The sequence below is a fragment of the Variovorax sp. GW821-FHT09B05 genome (assembly GCF_059418265.1).
The window spans coordinates 117,675-135,253 of the sequence record NZ_JBWKPN010000017.1 but is presented as its reverse complement, the minus strand read 5'-3'; the positions used below and the strand labels follow the sequence as shown (position 1 = coordinate 135,253).

At 71.9% G+C, this 17,579-nt stretch carries 13 protein-coding genes; 9 read left to right on the top strand and 4 right to left on the bottom strand.

Features of this window, described 5'->3' with window-relative positions; translation table 11 throughout:
- Nucleotides 1–5: 5 nt before the first annotated feature.
- Nucleotides 6–5,675 carry an alpha-2-macroglobulin family protein gene (locus AC07RM_RS33605; protein ID WP_495337234.1) on the bottom strand — a complete coding sequence of 1,890 codons (5,670 nt, stop codon included), beginning with the start codon at nt 5,673–5,675 and terminating at the stop codon, nt 6–8.
- 252 nt (nt 5,676–5,927) lie between these two features.
- On the opposite strand from AC07RM_RS33605, the gene AC07RM_RS33600 reads away from it, so the two are divergent.
- The 6 genes from AC07RM_RS33600 to AC07RM_RS33575 all read left to right on the top strand — a co-directional run bounded on the left by AC07RM_RS33600 (nt 5,928) and on the right by AC07RM_RS33575 (nt 11,022).
- Complete coding sequence (locus AC07RM_RS33600; RefSeq protein WP_495337233.1) at nt 5,928–6,836, top strand: LysR family transcriptional regulator; 909 nt, start codon at nt 5,928–5,930, stop codon at nt 6,834–6,836.
- A gap of 211 nt (nt 6,837–7,047) precedes the next feature.
- A complete protein-coding gene (locus AC07RM_RS33595) occupies nt 7,048–8,220 on the top strand; it encodes an MlaE family ABC transporter permease (protein WP_296780440.1) in 1,173 nt (390 codons plus the stop codon).
- Entirely contained in the window at nt 8,217–9,071 is an 855-nt protein-coding gene (locus tag AC07RM_RS33590) for an ABC transporter ATP-binding protein (RefSeq protein WP_296780437.1), read from the top strand. The genes AC07RM_RS33595 and AC07RM_RS33590 overlap by 4 nt, the downstream gene beginning before the upstream one ends.
- Before the next feature lie 3 nt (nt 9,072–9,074).
- A complete protein-coding gene (locus tag AC07RM_RS33585) occupies nt 9,075–10,046 on the top strand; it encodes an MlaD family protein (RefSeq protein ID WP_208507469.1) in 972 nt (323 codons plus the stop codon).
- Nucleotides 10,047–10,081: 35 nt separating this feature from the next.
- On the top strand, nt 10,082–10,744 hold the full coding sequence (locus AC07RM_RS33580) for an ABC-type transport auxiliary lipoprotein family protein (RefSeq protein WP_296780432.1): 663 nt from the start codon (nt 10,082–10,084) through the stop codon (nt 10,742–10,744).
- 56 nt (nt 10,745–10,800) lie between these two features.
- A complete protein-coding gene (locus AC07RM_RS33575; protein WP_057593185.1) occupies nt 10,801–11,022 on the top strand; it encodes a hypothetical protein in 222 nt (73 codons plus the stop codon).
- A 14-nt stretch (nt 11,023–11,036) separates the two neighbouring features.
- On the opposite strand, the gene AC07RM_RS33570 is transcribed toward AC07RM_RS33575, so the two are convergent.
- Genes AC07RM_RS33570 through AC07RM_RS33560 form a run of 3 tightly spaced genes read right to left on the bottom strand, consistent with a single transcriptional unit; the run spans nt 11,037 to nt 14,430 of the window.
- The gene (locus AC07RM_RS33570) at nt 11,037–12,065 is read right to left on the bottom strand and encodes an alginate O-acetyltransferase AlgX-related protein (protein ID WP_495337232.1); all 1,029 of its coding nucleotides are present in this window, start codon (nt 12,063–12,065) and stop codon (nt 11,037–11,039) included.
- On the bottom strand, nt 12,062–13,600 hold the full coding sequence (locus tag AC07RM_RS33565) for a serine hydrolase domain-containing protein (RefSeq protein ID WP_495337231.1): 1,539 nt from the start codon (nt 13,598–13,600) through the stop codon (nt 12,062–12,064). Before AC07RM_RS33565 ends, AC07RM_RS33570 begins: the two co-directional genes overlap by 4 nt.
- Nucleotides 13,597–14,430, bottom strand: coding sequence for an IclR family transcriptional regulator (locus tag AC07RM_RS33560; RefSeq protein WP_057593182.1), 834 nt, complete (start codon nt 14,428–14,430; stop codon nt 13,597–13,599). Before AC07RM_RS33560 ends, AC07RM_RS33565 begins: the two co-directional genes overlap by 4 nt.
- 131 nt (nt 14,431–14,561) lie before the next feature.
- On the opposite strand from AC07RM_RS33560, the gene AC07RM_RS33555 reads away from it, so the two are divergent.
- The 3 genes from AC07RM_RS33555 (at nt 14,562) to AC07RM_RS33545 (ending at nt 17,574) form a co-directional block, all read left to right on the top strand.
- Entirely contained in the window at nt 14,562–15,521 is a 960-nt protein-coding gene (locus AC07RM_RS33555) for an MBL fold metallo-hydrolase (RefSeq protein ID WP_495337230.1), read from the top strand.
- A gap of 153 nt (nt 15,522–15,674) precedes the next feature.
- Nucleotides 15,675–17,351: an FAD-dependent oxidoreductase gene (locus tag AC07RM_RS33550; RefSeq protein WP_495337229.1), complete on the top strand. Its 1,677-nt coding sequence runs from the start codon at nt 15,675–15,677 to the stop codon at nt 17,349–17,351.
- A gap of 25 nt (nt 17,352–17,376) precedes the next feature.
- On the top strand, nt 17,377–17,574 hold the full coding sequence (locus AC07RM_RS33545) for a DUF2783 domain-containing protein (RefSeq protein ID WP_057593179.1): 198 nt from the start codon (nt 17,377–17,379) through the stop codon (nt 17,572–17,574).
- Nucleotides 17,575–17,579 lie beyond the last annotated feature (5 nt).

The following is a 17,579-nucleotide window of genomic DNA, read 5'->3' as shown; positions in this document are numbered from 1 at the left end:
TTCTCTCAAGGTTGGACGGTCATGGTTTCGGGCACGCCCTCGCCGAAGACCTCGGGCGCGTACATCGCCTCGGCGCGCACGGGCGGCAGCCTGAATTCGCCCGCGTTGTTCAGGCGCACGGTGTACTCCACGCGCCAGTGGCCGCGCGGCACGTAGCGGAAATAGGCGCGCCAGCTGTCGGTGGCGCGCTCGACATGGCTGGGCCAGGTCCAGCCGCCCTGCGTCTCGCCCTGCTGCGCCAGGCTGCTCTCGCGGCCCAGGCCGCGGCCGAGCTGGCTGGCACCCGAGGGCACGGCGTCGCGCACCACCACCCAGGTCTGCGCGGCCGTGGATTCGAGATCGAGCCGCACGCGGTAGACGTCGCCCACCGACCACCGGCCCTTGCGCTTCTGCTCCACCGGCGTGACGCTGCGGCGCACCGACAGGCCATGCGCGAGCGGCTGCGCATTGCGCGTCGCGGCCAGCGCGCTGACGACGGCCCAGGGCTTGCCGCCGCCTTCGTGGCGCAATTGCAGCGTGCCTTGCGCGCCCTGTGCGGGCCAGGGCAGCAGCATGTCGGGCGCCTTCGCATCGGTCCAGGCGGCCTCGCGCGTCGCGCGGCCCAGCGCCGCGCGCGTGACGCCGTCGACCGGTCCGGCCTCGAATTGCTGCTGGAAGTTGCGCAGCGCCACGGTGCTCCAGGCATTGCCGGTGGTGGTGCTCCAGCGGCCCGCGCTCTGGCGGCCGACCAGGCCCTGCACGATCAGCGGCGCATCGGCCTTCCAGGCCGCATCGGTGCGCGCCCATTGCTGCGCCAGCAGCGCCATGCGCGCGGCCGTGCTGTCGCCGCTCCACATGAACCACCACCAGTGCAGCGCCGGCTCGTCGCGCCAGCGCATGCGCGTGCCCTGCACGTCGAAGCGGCCGCGCAGCTGCGCGCCGGCCTCGGCCAGCGCGGCATCGCGCGCGGCGTCCGCGGGCATGGCCAGCAGCGTGCGCGACCAGTCGACCAGCGACTGCGCCGAGAGCGCAGCGACGGACTGGGGCCGCAGCACGATGTTCCGGCGGCCCTGCTCGACCAGCGTGGCCTGCGCGGCGAGCTGCTGCGATTCGAGGTAGTTGCGCGGCGCCCAGTCCTGTGCCTCGAGACGGCCTTCGAGCAGCGACTCGAGCGCATCGAGCATGCGGCGGCGCTGCGCCTCGGGCACCGGCCAACCCTTGGCCTGCGCGATGTCGAGCAGCTGCACCGTGAGCATCTCGCTGCCCGGCAGCGTGGGCTCGGGGAAGTAGCGCGCCAGGCCCTTGTCGTCGATGTACTTCGGCAACTGCGCCATCAGCCGGTCCCAGCTCGCGCGGTCGTCGAGCGAGACGAAGCGCGAGCTCTGCTGCTCGAGGCACATGTACGGGTACTGCGCCATCCAGCGCATCGATTCGGCGAGCGCGGCATCGACCAGGCTGGACTGCAGCGCGACGCGCACGCCGCCGACCAGCGGCACCGCATCGCGCGGTTGCGCCACGGGCACGGCACCCGCGTCGCTCACCGGCAGCAGCATCGACTGGCGCACCGTGGCGCTCAGCGCGGGCACCACGCGCTGCACGATCTCCAGCGCGTCGCGCTCGTCGACGCCGGCCCCCCGGCCCTGCGCACCGATGCGCCAGCGCAGCGCGCCCGCGCCGCCCGGCACGGCCACGGGCCACAGCACCTCCTGCGTCTGGCCGGGCGCGAGCTGCAGCCGGCGCTCGATCTTCAGGCCGCGCGCGGCCAGTGCCTCGGCGGGCACCACCTCGCGCGCGCCGGACCATTCTTCGCCGGGCTCGACCGCGGCCTCGGCCCTGAGCGCCACGGCGAGCGCTGCCTTGCCGGTGTTGCGCAGGCTGAGCTTCTGCACGATCGCATCGTCCACACGCAGCAACTCGGGCAGGCCGCTGAAGATCTGCAGCGGCTGGGTGCTGGTGAGCGTGGCCTCGCCCTCGCCGAACTGCGCTTCGCCCGCGCTCGCGATGGCGACGATGCGGAACTGGGTCAGCGCGTCGTTGAGCGGCACGGTGGCGCGGGCGATGCCCTGGGCGTCGGTGCGCAGGTCGGTGCGCCAGAGGACGAGCGAGGAGAAATCGGAGCGTGTCGGGGGCGCGTCGCTGCCGTCGAGCCCCGCCGCCCTGCCCGCCGCCATCATCGCCGCGGGAGCCGGCACCACGCCGGGCATGCTGCGTGCGGCCTCGTCGTACGGCCGATGCGTGGGCTGCCATCCGAGGTCCACGCCGCGCAGCAGCCCGGCATCGAGCGCGCCGCCGCGCACCGAATTGCCGCGCTGGGCGAACATCGCCTTCGCGAGCGCCCAGGTCCCGTTGGGCTTGAGCGCGAGCAGTGCCTGGTCGACCGCCACCAGCGTGACGCGTGCATCGGCCACGGCCCGGCCGGCGGCATCGCGCACCGCGACCTCCACCGGCACCTGTGCGCGCGGCCGCGCATCCGTGGCCGCGGGCCGCACGCCCACCGAGAGCGTCCATGCATCGGGCCGCACCCGCAGGTCGGCGCGCTGCGCGCTCGACAGCGGCTCGTTCTTGCCCGCGCCCTGCAGCGGATACACGTAGCGCGCGGACAGGGCCACATTGGGCGCGTGCTGCGCGGCGAGCGGCAACGCGATGCGCTGCTGCGGCGCCGAGAGCGCATGCACGCTCGCGCTCATCACGCCCTCGCGCTCGACGGTCAGCAGCAGATGGGCCGGCAGGCGCTCGGGGCGCGCGACGACGATGGCCGTGTCGCCGGGGCCGAAGTCCGGGCCGTTGTCGACCTGCAGCGCGTTGCGCGCCAGCGCCTCGCGCCAGCCGAGCGACCCGCGGTTCTCGAGCATCGCGGCGCGCACGATCGACCGGCTGTGCCTGAGCGAGGCGGCACTGGCCTCGAACAGCCAGTGTTCGGCAACCTGTGCGCCCTGCGCATCGTCGGGCAGTTGCCATTCGCAGGCCCATTGGCCCTGCGCGTCGGTGCGCGCGCTGCACACCTGCGTCTCGGGGCCCAGATCGACGATGCTGTACTGGCCGCCGTTCCAGTCCCGCCGCACGGGCCTGGCGCGCACCGTGACGGGTTCGTCCGCCACCGGCCGGTCCCTGTCGTCGAGCGCGATGCCTTCGATCGCCTGCGGCCGGTCGCGCTCCTTCGCGCGCACGCGCAGGCCGAGCTTCATGCGATCGGGCCACAGCATGGCGGCGCTGCCGACGGTCTGCGTCTCTCCGTTCGGGTCCTGGAACTTCAACTCCGTCTGCAGCAGCATCGGGCGCTCGAGCGGCGGCGCGGCGAGACGGATCCGCGCCTTGCCGTCGCGATCGAGCCGCGCCTGTTCGGCCGGGATGGCCGGCGGCATCGCGCGGCCCTGCGCGGTCTCCGCGGCGTAGAAGGAATAGCCTTCGCGCGGCGCGCGCACCTGCGCGAGCCAACTCTGCTTGACCTCGACGGGCAGTCCCACCGCGGCACCGCCCGCGAAATAGGCCAGCCGCGCATCGAGCTGCGCCACCTGCGTGTCGCGCTCCCAGAAGGCCTTCGCCTGCAGCGCCGCGTCGAACACCGGCGTGCGGAATTCCTCGACCTGGAACTGCGCGCTGCCGAGCCAGCTGCCGGCCTGCGACAAGGTCACGGTGTAGTCGCCGAGCCTGGCATCGCGCGGAATCGTCCATGCGCTGGTGGCGCTGCCGTCGGCACCGAGCATCGCGCTGGCAGTGAAGACCTTCTCGCCCGCGCCGTGGCGGATCTCGATCTCCACGGCGCCGGGCGGCGGCAACGCGAAGCCACGGCTCTCCAGCAGCCGCGCCACGTGCTGCATGCCGACGGTCTCGCCGGCCTTGAAGAGCGTGCGGTCGAGCACCGTGTGGGCGCGCAGGTTGCGCGCGGCACCGCCCGCCCCCTGATAACCGTAGCCGTTCGCCGGTACCTGCATCACGGCCATGTCGTTGCCGGCGCGCACCACCATCCAGGCGCCGTTGGCATAGCCGGCGTCGCTGCAGGTGAGCCGACCCCGCAGCGCCTCGCCGGGCTGCGCCAGGCCCTGCGCGTCGGTCCTGCCGCGCCACAGCAGTTCGCGCTTGCAGGAATAGATCGCCACCTCCGCGGCCGGCACCGGCAGCGCGGTGTCGAGCGCGGTCACCCAGACCGACGAGGCGCCGATGTCGCTGAAGCGCGCATCGGGATTGAGGTTGGTGGCCTGCACCACCGTGTAGCGCTGGAACGGCCCGGGGTCCGGCCGCTCGCCCGGCAAGGGCGTGCGGTTGCCCAGGTAGCCGGCGAAGGCGGCGCTGTCGGCGCGCACCACGTGCAGGCCGGGCGCGGACAGCGGCACGCCGACGAACTCCATCGCGTCGCCCTGCGTGGGGATGGTCGAGGTGCGCGGCGCGCCGACCTTGTCGTCCAGCGGCGTGGTGGGCCAGGCGTTCGACCCGCGGGCCTGCAGCAGCTCGATCGCATAGGCCTCGATGCCTTCGCCCATCTCGCCGCCGAAGCGCCATTGGCGCACCGGCAAGGACTTTTCAGCGCGACGCACCGCGAAGGCCGCGACCGCGCCGCCGCCACCCGGCTGCCACGGCATGACCGACTGCGCATGGACGGCGCCCAGATAGGGCGGCAGCCGCACGAAGGCGATGCTTCGCGGGAACTCGCTGGCGTTGGCGAGCGGCCGGCCCAGCGTGTCGCGCAGTTCGGCCGGCATCCGCAGGCTGTAGCGGCTGTCCTCGCCGAAGCCCGCCGCGGAGGGCGTCGCCGTCAGCTGCGTCGTCGCCTGCGGATGGCGCCAGGTGGACGCCGGGGTCAGCGGCATGTCCCGGCCCGCCGCGTCCACGAGCCGGACCTGCCGCGCGGCCTCCAGCGACAGCGGCGCCGAGAACACGATGTTCAGCGACAGGCGCGGATCGCAGGCCTCGCGGCCCTTGGGGTACTCGAGGAAGGTGCAGCCGACGCGCGCCGTGAAGGGCGGAAGCACGCGGTAGTTGAAGGCCCGCGGCGTTCCTTGCTGGACCAGCCACAGTTCGACACCCTCCGGGACGGGCTGCGCGCAGCGCAGGCCGAGCGCGAAATTGCGCAGCTCGAGCGCAACGCGCGCGCGCTCGAGCGCCGCGTCGAGTGCCGCCCCCGTCACCGCCACCACTGGTTGGCGCCGCACCTGCCCGCCTTCGCGCCACTCGCAGGCGAAGCGCGCGGCCAGCGCCGGCGCATCCTCGGTCGGCTGCGGGTCGTAGTGGCGCATCAGGAAGACCTGGTCGGCGGCCACCTCGGAACCCTCGCCCGGATAGCTGCCGAAGAAACCGTGCGGCCCGGCAACAAATTCGGCCACCGGCGGCGGCGTCACCGCCTCGCCAGCCAGCGTCTTCAACCCCGGCTTGAACACCACGCGGCAACGCGTGCCGCCGCGCACGTCCTGCGCGAACTCGAAGGCCCAGGCGCGCGGCCCGATCCAGCGGGCGCTGCCCGCCGGCGTCTGCGGCGTGCACTGCACGCTCGCGGGTTCGGCACCGTCGTCCTGGCCCAGCGGCACCATGTCGGCGTCGAAGCGCACGGCCACCTGCCGCACGTCGCGCGCCTCGCCCTGCGGGCTCACCGACAGCACGCTGGCCGCATGCAGCGGCGGCGCCGCGCAGGCCGCCAGCAACGCGGCCAGCACGGCCATCGGCCAAGGGGTTCGACGGGATGCCTCGCGAGAAGTCGCAGCCATGGTTCCTCCGTTCTTCGTGAAGTCTTGTGCCCGCGGATGCGCAAGGCCTGCGCTCCGTCCGCCCCTCCAGGGGATCACGGCGACTCTACGAAAGAAAGGTTTCAGCGAAAGCGGCATCGACCCGCCCCGATGACGGAGAAAGATATTTCACGAACTGATGGATGCGGCGACTGCTCCATGGGCGCCATTGGGCCCAATCTACGAGGGGAAAGCCAATGAATTCGGTTCGCCGAGCGTATAAACCTGCCTTATATGACTGCCGCTGCCCAAATGGACCTCCAGATCCTGCGCGCCTTCGTGCTGGCCGCGCGCGAAGGCAGCGTCTCGCGCGCCGCCGCCAGGCTGCACCTCACGCAGCCGGCCGTGAGCCTGCAGCTCAAGCGGCTGGCCGAGGACACCGGCCTGCAGCTGTTCACGCGCACGCCGCACGGATTGGCGCTCACGGCCGACGGCGCGGCGCTGCTGCCGCAGGCCGAGCGCGTGCTGGCCGCGGTGGGCGACCTGCAGCAGGCGGCGCGCAACCTGCAGTCGACGGTGCGCGGCGCGTTGCGCATCGGCACCATCCTCGACCCCGAGTTCACGCGCCTGGGCATGTTCCTGCGCGAGCTGGTCGAGTCGGCGCCGCAGATCGAGACCGAGCTGCGCCACGGCATGAGCGGCACGGTGCTGGCGCAGGTGCTGCGCGGCGAGCTCGACGTGGGCTTCCATCTCGATGCCGAGGGCGATGCGGCCGGCGGCGATGCCGCGCTGGCCGCGCGCACCCTCACGCGCTTCACCTACCGCGTGGTGGCGCCGGCCGGCTGGGGGCCGCAGGTGACGGGGCGCGACTGGAAGGCGCTGGCGGCGCTGCCCTGGCTCGCGACGCCGCCCGAATCGGCGCACCACCGGCTGCTCGAGCGCGTGTTCGGACCGCTGGGCCTGGCGCCGCGCCGCGTGGCGCTGGTCGACCAGGAGGCCTCGATGCTCGACCTGCTGAAGTCGGGCGTGGGCCTGAGCCTGCTGCGCGACTCGATCGCGATCCGCGAGAGCCAGGCCCACGGGCTGGTGCTGGCCGACCGGGTGCAGCTCGACTGCGCGCTGCGCTTCGTGTCGCTGGCGGCGCGGCGCAACGAGCCGGTGATCGCGAGCGCCTGGGATGCGCTGACGCGCGCCTGGAGTTGAGAAGGCGTGAATGAACCTGCTGCGCGCCCCGAACGGTTTCACGAAAAGTTAAGAAAGGCCTCAGGAAAAACGGCGTGCTTCCCTACGTAATCGAGGGTTCGGTCGCACATGACGCCCCAGGGCCTACGGTTACGATGCGCGCTGCATTTTGAAACCTTTGGTTCGTTCCGCTCGCCCTTCCTCCTCCTCTTCCCACCCGCTCCCCCGGACCATGCCCTCCACCACGCCGCCTGCCGACAGCCCCGCTGCAGCCGACGTCGCCGCGAGACCCCGCATCGAGTCGCGCGAACAGGACGGCAAGCGCTGGATCGTGGCGAGCGGCCGCTGGACCACGCTGGCGATGTCCTCGGCCTCCGACTGGCAGGCGCTCGCGAAGAGCCTGGACGCGCTGCCGAAGCAGGACGACGCGGCCTGGGACCTGCGCCCGATCGCGCAGCTCGACCACATCGGCGCGCAGCTGCTGTGGGAGCGCTGGCGCCACGACTGGCCCGCCACGCTCGAGCTGGCGCCGCAGCACAAGGCGGTGCTCGACCAGGTGGCGCAGTACACCGTCGGCACGCCCGAGGAACCGCCGAAGACGCTGGTCGAGCGGCTGCGCGACTTCTCGCACAACGGCCCGCGCGCGATGGGCGTGACGCGCGACTTCGTCGGCCTGATCGGCCAGCTCACGATCGACGTCGGCAGGCTGCTGGCGGCGCCGCACCGCGGGCCCTGGCGCGACTTCTCGGGCCATCTCTACCAGTTCGGCGCGACGGCGCTGCACATCACGGCGCTGGTCGGGCTGCTGATCGGCGTGGTGCTGGCCTATCTGATCTCGCAGCAGCTGCGCCAGTACGGCGCCGAGACCTTCGTGGTCAACATCCTCGGCCTGTCGCTGGTGCGCGAGCTCGGGCCGGTGCTCGCGGCGGTGCTGATCGCGGGCCGCTCGGGCTCGGCGATCACGGCGCAGATCGGCGTGATGCGCGTGACCGAGGAGCTCGACGCGATGCGCGTGATGGGCATCCCGCACGGCTTCCGGCTGGTGATGCCGCGCGTGCTGGCACTCGCCATCGCGATGCCGCTGATCAGCCTGTGGACCTCGATGGCGGCGCTCTTGGGCGGCATGCTCGCGGCCGACGCGGCGCTCGACATCTCGCCGGCCTATTTCCTCTCGGCGCTGCCGCGCGCGGTGCCGATCGCCAACCTCTGGCTGGCCACCGCCAAGTCGGCGGTGTTCGGCATCCTGATCGCGCTGATCGGCTGCTACTTCGGCATGAAGGTCAAGCCCAACACCGAGAGCCTGGGGCGCGGCACCACCTCGTCGGTCGTGACCTCGATCACCGCGGTGATCCTGGTCGACGCGCTGTTCGCCGTGCTGTTCAAGGGCATCGGGTTCCGCGGATGAACACGCAGGCCACGCCCTCCTCCGCCGCGCCCGAGACCGTGGTCGACATCCGTCGCCTGTGGACCGTGTTCAAGAACACCGACGGCGAGCAGGTGGTGCACCGCGACCTCGACCTGCGCATCGCGCGCGGCGAGGTGCTGTCGCTGGTCGGCGGCTCTGGCACCGGCAAGACGGTGCTGCTGCGCCAGATCCTCGGGCTCGAGAAGCCCTCGAAGGGCACGGTCGAGGTGCTGGGCCAGGCGCCCGGCGAACTCAGCGCGGCGGGCGCGGCCAACGTCGGCATGCTGTTCCAGCACGGCGCGCTGTTCTCGGCCTTCAGCGTGCTCGAGAACATCGCCTTTCCGCTGCGCGAGCTCAAGCTGCTGCCCGACGAACTGATCCGCAACGCGGCGCTGGTCAAGCTGCAGATGGTGGGCCTGGAGCCGCGCCATGCGAACCGCAGCCCGGCCGACCTGTCGGGCGGCATGATCAAGCGCGTGGCGCTGGCGCGCGCGCTGATCATGGACCCGCCGCTGCTGCTGCTCGACGAACCCACGGCCGGCCTCGACCCCGAGGCCTCCGACAGCTTCTGCGACCTGCTGCGCGGGTTGCACCGCGAGCTCGGCCTCACGGTGGTGATGGTCACGCACGACCTCGACACGCTGTTCGACCTGAGCACCCGCATCGCGGTGCTGGCCGACCAGAAGGTCATCGCCAGCGGCACCGCGCGCGAGGTGATCGCCTACCCGCATCCCTTCATCCACGAGTACTTTCTCGGTGGGCGCGGCCAACGCGCCCTGGAGGCGCTGCACGACCGACCCGCCCCCGAACGACATGCGCCGCGGCCCGAGGCCGGCGGCGCCGAAAGGTAGTCCATGGAAAACAAGGCCCATGCCCTCGCCGCCGGTGCCTTCGTGCTCGGCCTGCTCGCCGTGCTCGTGGGGCTGGTGGTCTGGTTCACGCGCGACAACACCGTGCGCAACATCTACGAGCTCTCCACGCGCGACGCGGTCAGCGGCCTGCAGCCGCAGGCGATGGTGCGCTACCGCGGCATCGCGGTCGGCAAGGTGACGCTGATCGACTTCGACCCCAAGGTGAAGGGCAACGTGCGCGTGCGCATCACGGTCGACGAGCGCGTGCCGCTGACCACCTCGAGCTTCGCCACGCTGAGCTACCAGGGCGTGACCGGCCTGGCCTTCATCGCGCTGGACGACAAGGGTGAATCGAACGTGGCGCTCAAGCCCGACAACGGCGACCCGCCGCGCATCCCGCTCAAGCCCTCGATGCTGGCCCAGCTGCAGGACCGCGGCGAGGCGATCATCAACCAGGTCGAGGAGGTGACCAAGCGCGCCAACCGCCTGCTCAACGACGACAACCAGAAGCGCGTGGCCGATGCGCTGGAGAACATCGCGGCCGCGACCTCGAGCGCCAACCAGCTGATGCTGCGCCTCGACGGCACCGTGAAGACCGGCGTCGCCCCCGTGCTGCAACGGCTGCCCGACACGCTCGACTCGGTGAAGAAGGCCGCGGGCGACGTCTCGCGCGTGGCGAACAACTTCAACGGCACCGTGACGCGGCTCAATGCGCCCGACGGTCCGGTGCAGCGCCTGGGCGACGGCACCAAGGCGCTGGCGCAGGCGGTCGATTCCTTCAACGCCGCCACGCTACCGCGCGTGAACCGCGTGGCCGACGACACCTCGCACGCGGTGCGCCGGCTGGGCCGCGCGGCCGACAGCATCAACGACAACCCGCAATCGCTGCTGTTCGGCAACGGCGGCGCGGCGGCCGGACCAGGCGAGCCGGGCTTTTCGCCGCCGCCCGCCTCGGGCAACGGCGCCAGGCCCTGAGCGGCCACTGCATCCACGATGGCAGGACAACGACCATGAAGAACGCCACGCATCCCCTTCTCGCTCTCGGCCTTGGCCTCGCGCTGCTGCTGGCCGGCTGCGGCGCGCTGCCCGACAAGCCCCAGCGCGCCACGCTCTACGACTTCGGTCCCGGGCCGATGGCGGCGCAGCAGGCGAGCAGCGCGCCGGCGGCGCAGGCCATGATCGCGCTGCCCGAGATCGAGGCCAATCCGCGGCTCGACGGCACGCAGATCCTCTACCGGCTCGGCTATGCCGACGCCAACGAACTCAAGCCTTATGGCCAGTCGCGCTGGAGCCTGTCGCCCGCGCAGCTGCTGCGCCAGCGGCTGCGCGACACGCTGGCCGAGCGCCGCACCGTGCTCGGCCCCGAGGAGAGCGCGACCATCGCGCGCGCCGAGGGCCGCGTGCCCGACACGCTGCGCCTGTCGCTCGACGAGTTCAGCCACTACTTCGATTCGCCCGGCGCGAGCGTGGGCCTGGTGCGGCTGCGCGTCACGCTCGTGCGCAGCGGCACCGGCGGCGACCGCGTGATGGGCCAGAAGCTGATCACCGTGCGCCGGCCCGCGCCGAGCGCCGATGCACCGGGCGGCGTGAAGGCGCTGGCCGCGGCCAGCGATGCGGCGATCGCCGAGATCGTGCAGTGGGTGGACCAGCAGCAACAGCAGCAGCCGCGGTAGTAAGCTGCCGCCAGCCGCGGCACCCCGCATCGGCCCACGGACGGAGGACACGCACCATGAACGCCACCCGCATCGTCGGCATCATCCTGATCGTCGCCGGCATCGCCGGGCTGGGCCTCGGCGGCTTCAGCTTCACGCGCGAGACGCACCAGGCCAAGCTCGGGCCGATCGAGCTGTCGGTGAAAGAGAAGCAGACCGTGAACTTCCCGGCCTGGGCCGGCGTCGCGGCGATCGTGGTGGGCGGGGTGCTGGTGCTGTTCGGCGGCCGCAAGGGCTGAACGGCCTCGCGGACTCAGCCCCCGGGCGGCGCTGCCGGCGCGGCCATCTTCTCCTTCACTGCTTGCACCATGCGGTCGCCCAGCACCAGTTGCCCCTGCATCGAGATGTGGGTGTCGTTGGGCATGTAGAAGTCGCGCATCGCGGTCTTCTGCTGCTGCGCGAACGCGAACAGGTCGGGGCCGAGCCCGGCGTCGCCGAAGGCCTTCACGAAGTCCCGCGAATGCGCGGGCTTGAGGTAGGTGGTGGTCTTGTCGGGCACCATCATCCAGAGGATCGGCACCGTGCCCCGGGCCTGGCCGAAGGCCTGCAGCTGCGCCGCATGCGCGGCCGTGAGTTCGCGGCTGGCCTCGTCCTGGGCCAGGAACAGCGCCATCTCGCAGCGCCGGTTGCTGAACAGCGCGCAGCCGTCGGCCACGGCGCGCGCATGCGTCTGCTGGTCGCAGCCGCTGCGCTTCTTGCCGGCGATGGCCGCGCGCGTGCAGCGCTGCGTGAGGAAGCCGGCGTAGATCTGGCCCTCCCAGTTGAGCGCGAAGCCCGGCACGTGGTCGAGCGGCGGCGACGGCACCTCGGGCTTGGCGACCAGCGGCTTCTTCATCTGCCGGCAGTCCCGCGAGCGCTCGAGGCGAAAATCAACGATCCGCTCCACGCTCTCGATGATCACCAGCTTGCCGCGAAAGCCGCCGGCTTCGAGCCAGTGGTCGAAGTCGTCGCACAGCGTCTCGTCGATGTCCTGCCAGTAGGTGGTGGCGACGCTGTAGCCGGCCTTGGCGAGCTGCGACTGCCAGCGGTGCGTGGCCGAGAAGCTGTCGCCGATGACCAGGATGTCGGCCTGTGCGACCGGCGCGCCGCGCAGCAGCGCCGGGTCGACGCGCGGCGGGTCGATGCGCCAGCCGAAGTCATGGTCGGAGATGCGCCCGATGCGCGCGAGGTCGCCATAGGGCGCGGGCGTGAAGAGGGTCTGCAGCAGCAGCCCGACGAACACGGCGTAGCCGATGCCGAAGATCCAGAGCCACAGCCTGGCGAAGGAAGAATTCATTGTCATGGCGCGGTCTCCCCGCGCATCTCGGCCTGGAAGCCATAGGAGTTGGAAAAGACGAGGTCGATGCCCTCGGCGCCATCTTCGCGCAGCCGCAGCAGGTAGCGGGTGCGCAGCGGTTCGCCGAGGATGCGTGCCTCCACGTCGAAGCTGCGCGCATCGCTCCAGCGGCCCCGGGTGGCGACCACCGGCATCGGGCCGCCCGCGGGGCTGGTGCGGAACAGGCCATCGAGGCCGATCGGCGCGGTGAAGCGCTCGTCGGCGCCGCCGGGGCGGCGCGCGGCGGTCACGACCTCGTAGCGCGGGTTCGCGGGATCGAGCTCGAGCCGCAGGCTGCGCAGCCCGATCGGATTGGTGCCGAAGCGCCAGGTGCGGCCCGCGAGGCGCTGCGCCGCGTCGGGCACCGGGCCGACCTCGGAGGGCTTCTCGGCCGTGGCCTTCGCCACCGCGGCCTCGAGCGCAGCCTGGGCCGCGGCATCGTCGGCGACGGCGCCGCCGGCCTTGACCGACCGCAGGATGCGCTCGATCAGCAGAGGCACCGGCGCCGCGCGCGTGCTCGTGAACACCGCCACCGCGTCGGCCTCGGGCAGCACCACGATGCCCTGGCCGTTGTGGCCCATGGCCATGTAGACGCGGCGCGCGGGCAGGGTCCACCAGCCGTTGGCATAGAAGAAGCCCGGCGTGCCGAGGTCCTTCATCTCGACCGTGGCCGCGAGGTTCTTCGCGACCCAGGCGGCCGGCACGAGCTGGCGGTCTTCCCAGCGGCCGCCGCGCAGGTAGAGCTGGCCGATCTTCGCCATGTCGCGCGGCTGCAGCGCCAGGCCGAAGCCGCCGACGGGCAGGCCCTGCGGGTCCTGGCGCCAGCGCAGGTCGGCGATGCCCAGCGGCTTGAACAGGCGCTCGGTGGCATAGGCCTGCAGGTCGCCGCCGGTGCGCCGCGCGAGCAGGGCCGACAGCAGCTGCGAGTTGCCGCTGTTGTAGTTGAAGCCGGCGCCGGGCGCCTGTGCCATCGGGCGGCCGCGCACGTAGGCGGCCCAGTCGCGCGAACGCTCCATCTCGATCAGCGAAACCGGCTTGCCGCGGTCGTTGAGCGGCTCGGTCCAGTCGATGCCCGATGTCATGTCGAGCAGGTGCGCGACCGTGACCGCGCCGCGCTGGGGATCGGTGGCGCCGTCGAACACCGGGTCGTCGAGGCGCAGCCGGCCGTCCTCGATCGCGATGCCCGCGAGCGTGCCGACCACGGCCTTGGTGACCGAGTTGACCGCGTGGCGCAGGCCGGGGCGGAACGGCGCGTAGTAGGCCTCCACCACGATGCGGCCGTGGCGCACCACCAGCAGGCTGTCGAGCTGGTGGGTGGCGCCGAGCTCGACCAGCCGCGCGAGCTCGGCCGGGTCCATGCCCTGCGAGGCAGGCGTGGCGACGGTCCAGCCGGCGGTGGGCCAGGGGCCCTCGTCGGCCGCGGCGGCGCCGCCGGCGAAGGCGAGGGAGACGGACAGCGAGAGGGCCTGGAGGCCCGCGGCCATGGCGTGCGACGTGTTCATCGACGGCTCGCCCCCAGCCGCTGCGACACCGCGTCCGCGCAGCCCTTGAGCGCGGTGCCGATGGCGCCGTCCCAGGTCGTGTCGAAGATGCCGGCCGGGCCGATGGCCGTGATCGCGAGCACGATCGCGCCCGTGTGGTCGAACACCGGCGCGGCCATGGCGCTCACGCCCTCGATCACCTCGCCGTCGGAACGGCTGATGCCGTGCGCGCGCACCTCCTGCAGCTGGCGCTCGAAATCGGCCCACGAAGGCAGCGGCTGCACCGGCGGCATGCCCGCCGGCGGCGCGGGCTCGGCCTTGCGCTGCTTCTGGCGCAGGCGCTCGGCCTCGAGCAGTTCGCGCACGCGCTCGGCATCGAGGTAGGCCGCGAACACCCGGCCCGAGGCCGTGTTGGTCAGCGAGAACACCGTGCCGTGGCGCATGTTGACGTGCACCGGCGAGGGCGATTCGGCCGTGCGCACGATGGTCGCGCCGCGCGCGCCCCAGACCGCCAGCGCGATGGTGTGGCCGGTCTGCTGCGCGAGCTGGGCGATGGCCGGGGTGGCGATGTGCACCGGGTCGGCCTGCTGCAGGCTGATCAGGCCCAGTTGCAGCGCCAGCGGGCCGAGCAGATAGTGGCCGCTCGCGCGGTCCTGCTCGATCAGCCCCAGCCGGCCGAAACTCACCATGTAGGGATGGGCCTTGGCGGGCGTCATGTCGGCCTCGCGCGCCAGGTCCTTGAGCGCCATCGGCCGGCCGTGGTGCACCAGCGCGCGCAGCAGCTGGCCGCCGACCTCGATGCTCTGGATGCCGCGCTGGGCGCGGTCGGCGTCAGGTTGTGCTTCGTTCATGGAGTGGGGATTAGACATGAAGCGATTCGCGGCTTACACTCGCGCAAATTCGTTAACTGCAAATTCGTTCGCCCTAAACGAATTTCAACCACCCCCACCCCACCCCCCTAACACTCCACCGGAGACACACGATGAGCCAAGCCAAGAAATTCGCCAGCCAGGCCGACATGGAAGAGAAGAAGGTCACTTTCAGCCAGATCTCGGAACACGCCTGGGCCTACACCGCGGAGGGCGACCCGAACACCGGCATCGTGATCGGCGACGACTGCGTGCTGGTGGCCGACACCCAGGCCACGCCCGCGATGGCGGCCGACGTGGTGCGCCGCATCCGCGAAGTGACCGACAAGCCGATCAAGCACGTGGTGCTCACGCACTACCACGCGGTGCGCGTGCTGGGCGCGGCCGGCTACGGTGCCGAGCACATCCTGGCCAGCCAGGACACGCGCGACCTGATCGTCGAGCGCGGCGAGCAGGACAAGGCCAGCGAGATCGGCCGCTTCCCGCGCCTGTTCCAGAACGTCGAGACCGTGCCGCCGGGCCTGACCTGGCCCACCATGACCTTCACCGGCAAGATGACCCTGTGGCTCGGCAAGCTCGAGGTGCAGCTGCTGCAGCTCGGCCGCGGCCACACCAAGGGCGACACCGTGGTCTGGCTGCCGCAGGAACGCGCGCTGCTCTCGGGCGACCTGGTCGAATTCGGCGCCACGCCGTACGCGGGCGACGCCTACTTCAAGGACTGGCCGCAGACGCTGGACAACGTCGCCGCCCTCAAGCCCGCCGCGCTGGTGCCGGGCCGCGGCGCCGCGCTGACCACGCCCGAGGCCGTGGCCGAAGGCCTGACGGGCACGCGCGACTTCATCGCCGACGTCTACGCCAGCGTGCAGGAAGGCGTGAAGGCCGGGCGCGATCTGAACGCGGTCTACAAGGACACCTACGAGAAGCTCAAGCCCAAGTACAGCCAGTGGGTGATCTTCGACCACTGCATGCCCTTCGACGTGAGCCGCGCCTACGACGAGGCCTCGGGCCATGTCGACCCGCGCGTGTGGACCGCCGAGCGCGACGTGGAAATGTGGAAGGCGCTCGAAGGCTGAGATGAATTCCTCCCTCCCCCTCTGGGGGAGGGTCGGGGTGGGGGCACGCGGCGACCGCACGATGCGCAGCCGGCCCCCATCCCCGCCTTCCCCCAGAGGGGGAAGGAGCAAGACAAGAGAGACGAAGACGGCACAGAGACGGAGACAACGGACGTGAACGCACTCGCCACCGAAGCCGCGCAGGTCGACTACCAGAGCCTGCGCTTCGACTACCGCCGCCACCCCGACCAGGACGCGGCCCCGCCCGCGCGCCACCCGGTGGTGGTGGTCGGCGCCGGCCCCGTGGGCCTGGCGCTGGCCATCGACCTCGCGCTGCGCCAGGTGCCGGTGGTGCTGCTCGACAACGACAACACCCTGTCGACCGGATCGCGCGCGATCTGCTTCGCCAAGCGCACGCTCGAGGTCTTCGACCGGCTGGGCTGCGGCGACCGCATGGTCGACAAGGGCGTGTCGTGGAACATCGGCAAGGTCTATTTCCACGACGAGCAGGTCTACCGCTTCGACCTGCTGCCCGAGCCCGGCCACGAGCGCCCGGCCTTCATCAACCTGCAGCAGTACTACGTCGAGGGCTACCTGGCCGAGCGCGCGGCGCAGCTGCCGCTGATCGACATCCGCTGGAACAACAAGGTCACCGGCATCGCGCAGGACGCCGAGGGCGCGACGCTGACCGTGGAGACGCCCGAGGGCGAGTACCGCCTGGCCGCCGACTACGTGAGCGCCTGCGACGGCTCGCGCTCGAACCTGCGCCAGCTGCTGGGCCAGGAATCGAAGGGCCGCGTGTTCCGCGACCGCTTCCTGATCGCCGACATCACGATGGACGCGCAGCTGCCGACCGAGCGCCGCTTCTGGTTCGACCCGCCCTTCCATCCGGGCCAGAGCGTGCTGCTGCACAAGCAGGCCGACGGCATGTGGCGCATCGACTTCCAGCTCGGCTGGGAGGCCGACCCGGTGGAGGAGCGCAAGCCCGAGCGCATCGTGCCGCGCGTGCGCGCGCTGCTCGACAGCATCGGCCACGCGGGCGTGCAGTTCGAGATCGGCTGGGCCAGCGTCTACACCTTCGCCTGCCAGCGCATGGACAGCTTCCGCCACGGCCGCGTGCTGTTCGCGGGCGACTCGGCGCACGGCGTGTCGCCGTTCGGCGCGCGCGGCGCCAACTCGGGCGTGCAGGACGCCGACAACCTGGCCTGGAAGCTGGCCGCCGTGGTGCGCGGCGAGGCGCCCGATGCGCTGCTCGACAGCTATGCCGGCGAACGCGAATACGCGGCCGACGAGAACATCCGCAACTCCACGCGCGCCACCGACTTCATCACGCCCAAGAGCGAGGTCAGCCGGCTGTTCCGCGACGCGGTGCTGGCGCTGACGCGACAGCACGCCTTCGCGCGCACGCTGGTCAACAGCGGCCGGCTGTCGGTGCCCTCGGTGCTGCGCGGCTCGCCGCTCAACACGCCTGACGCGGATGGCGACGGCTTCGCGGGCGCGATGGTGCCGGGCGCGGCCGCGGCCGACGCGCCGGTGGCGCTCGCCGAGGGCGGCAGCGGCTGGCTGCTGCGCGAGCTCGGCCGCACGCACGGCTTCACGGCGCTGGTGTTCGGCGATGCCGACGACGCGGCCGTGACGCAGAGCCTGCGCGCCATCGAGGCCGCGGCGCTGCCGCTGCGCACGGTGCGCGTGCCCGCGGGCGCGGCGAGCGAACTGGCCGTGCGGCGCTACGATGCGCGGCCCGGCACCGTCTACCTGCTGCGCCCCGACCAGCATGTGAGCGCGCGCTGGCGCGCGCCATCGTCCGCGCAGATCCGCGCGGCCTTCGACCGCGCGCTCGGCAAGGCCTGAGACCACACGCAGCGAGACACTGCCCATGACCGCATCCACTCCCACGCTGATCACCGACGCGCACCTCGAGGCGCCCGACGATTTCTACGAAGCGCTGATCGAGGCGCACCAGGGCCTGAGCACCGAGGAGAGCCACGCGTACAACGCGCGCCTCGTGCTGCTGCTGGCCAACCACATCGGCTCGCTGCCCGTGCTGCGCGAAGCGCTCGCGGCCGCGAAATGAACACC

Excerpts from the sequence above, each read along its gene's own strand:
- AC07RM_RS33605 (WP_495337234.1), bottom strand. The coding sequence starts at position 5,675 with ATGGCTGCGACTTCTCGCGAGGCATCCCGTCGAACCCCTTGGCCGATG.
- AC07RM_RS33600 (WP_495337233.1), top strand. The coding sequence starts at position 5,928 with ATGACTGCCGCTGCCCAAATGGACCTCCAGATCCTGCGCGCCTTCGTG.
- AC07RM_RS33595 (WP_296780440.1), top strand. The coding sequence starts at position 7,048 with ATGCCCTCCACCACGCCGCCTGCCGACAGCCCCGCTGCAGCCGACGTC.
- AC07RM_RS33590 (WP_296780437.1), top strand. The coding sequence starts at position 8,217 with ATGAACACGCAGGCCACGCCCTCCTCCGCCGCGCCCGAGACCGTGGTC.
- AC07RM_RS33585 (WP_208507469.1), top strand. The coding sequence starts at position 9,075 with ATGGAAAACAAGGCCCATGCCCTCGCCGCCGGTGCCTTCGTGCTCGGC.
- AC07RM_RS33580 (WP_296780432.1), top strand. The coding sequence starts at position 10,082 with ATGAAGAACGCCACGCATCCCCTTCTCGCTCTCGGCCTTGGCCTCGCG.
- AC07RM_RS33575 (WP_057593185.1), top strand. The coding sequence starts at position 10,801 with ATGAACGCCACCCGCATCGTCGGCATCATCCTGATCGTCGCCGGCATC.
- AC07RM_RS33570 (WP_495337232.1), bottom strand. The coding sequence starts at position 12,065 with ATGACAATGAATTCTTCCTTCGCCAGGCTGTGGCTCTGGATCTTCGGC.
- AC07RM_RS33565 (WP_495337231.1), bottom strand. The coding sequence starts at position 13,600 with ATGAACACGTCGCACGCCATGGCCGCGGGCCTCCAGGCCCTCTCGCTG.
- AC07RM_RS33560 (WP_057593182.1), bottom strand. The coding sequence starts at position 14,430 with ATGAACGAAGCACAACCTGACGCCGACCGCGCCCAGCGCGGCATCCAG.
- AC07RM_RS33555 (WP_495337230.1), top strand. The coding sequence starts at position 14,562 with ATGAGCCAAGCCAAGAAATTCGCCAGCCAGGCCGACATGGAAGAGAAG.
- AC07RM_RS33545 (WP_057593179.1), top strand. The coding sequence starts at position 17,377 with ATGACCGCATCCACTCCCACGCTGATCACCGACGCGCACCTCGAGGCG.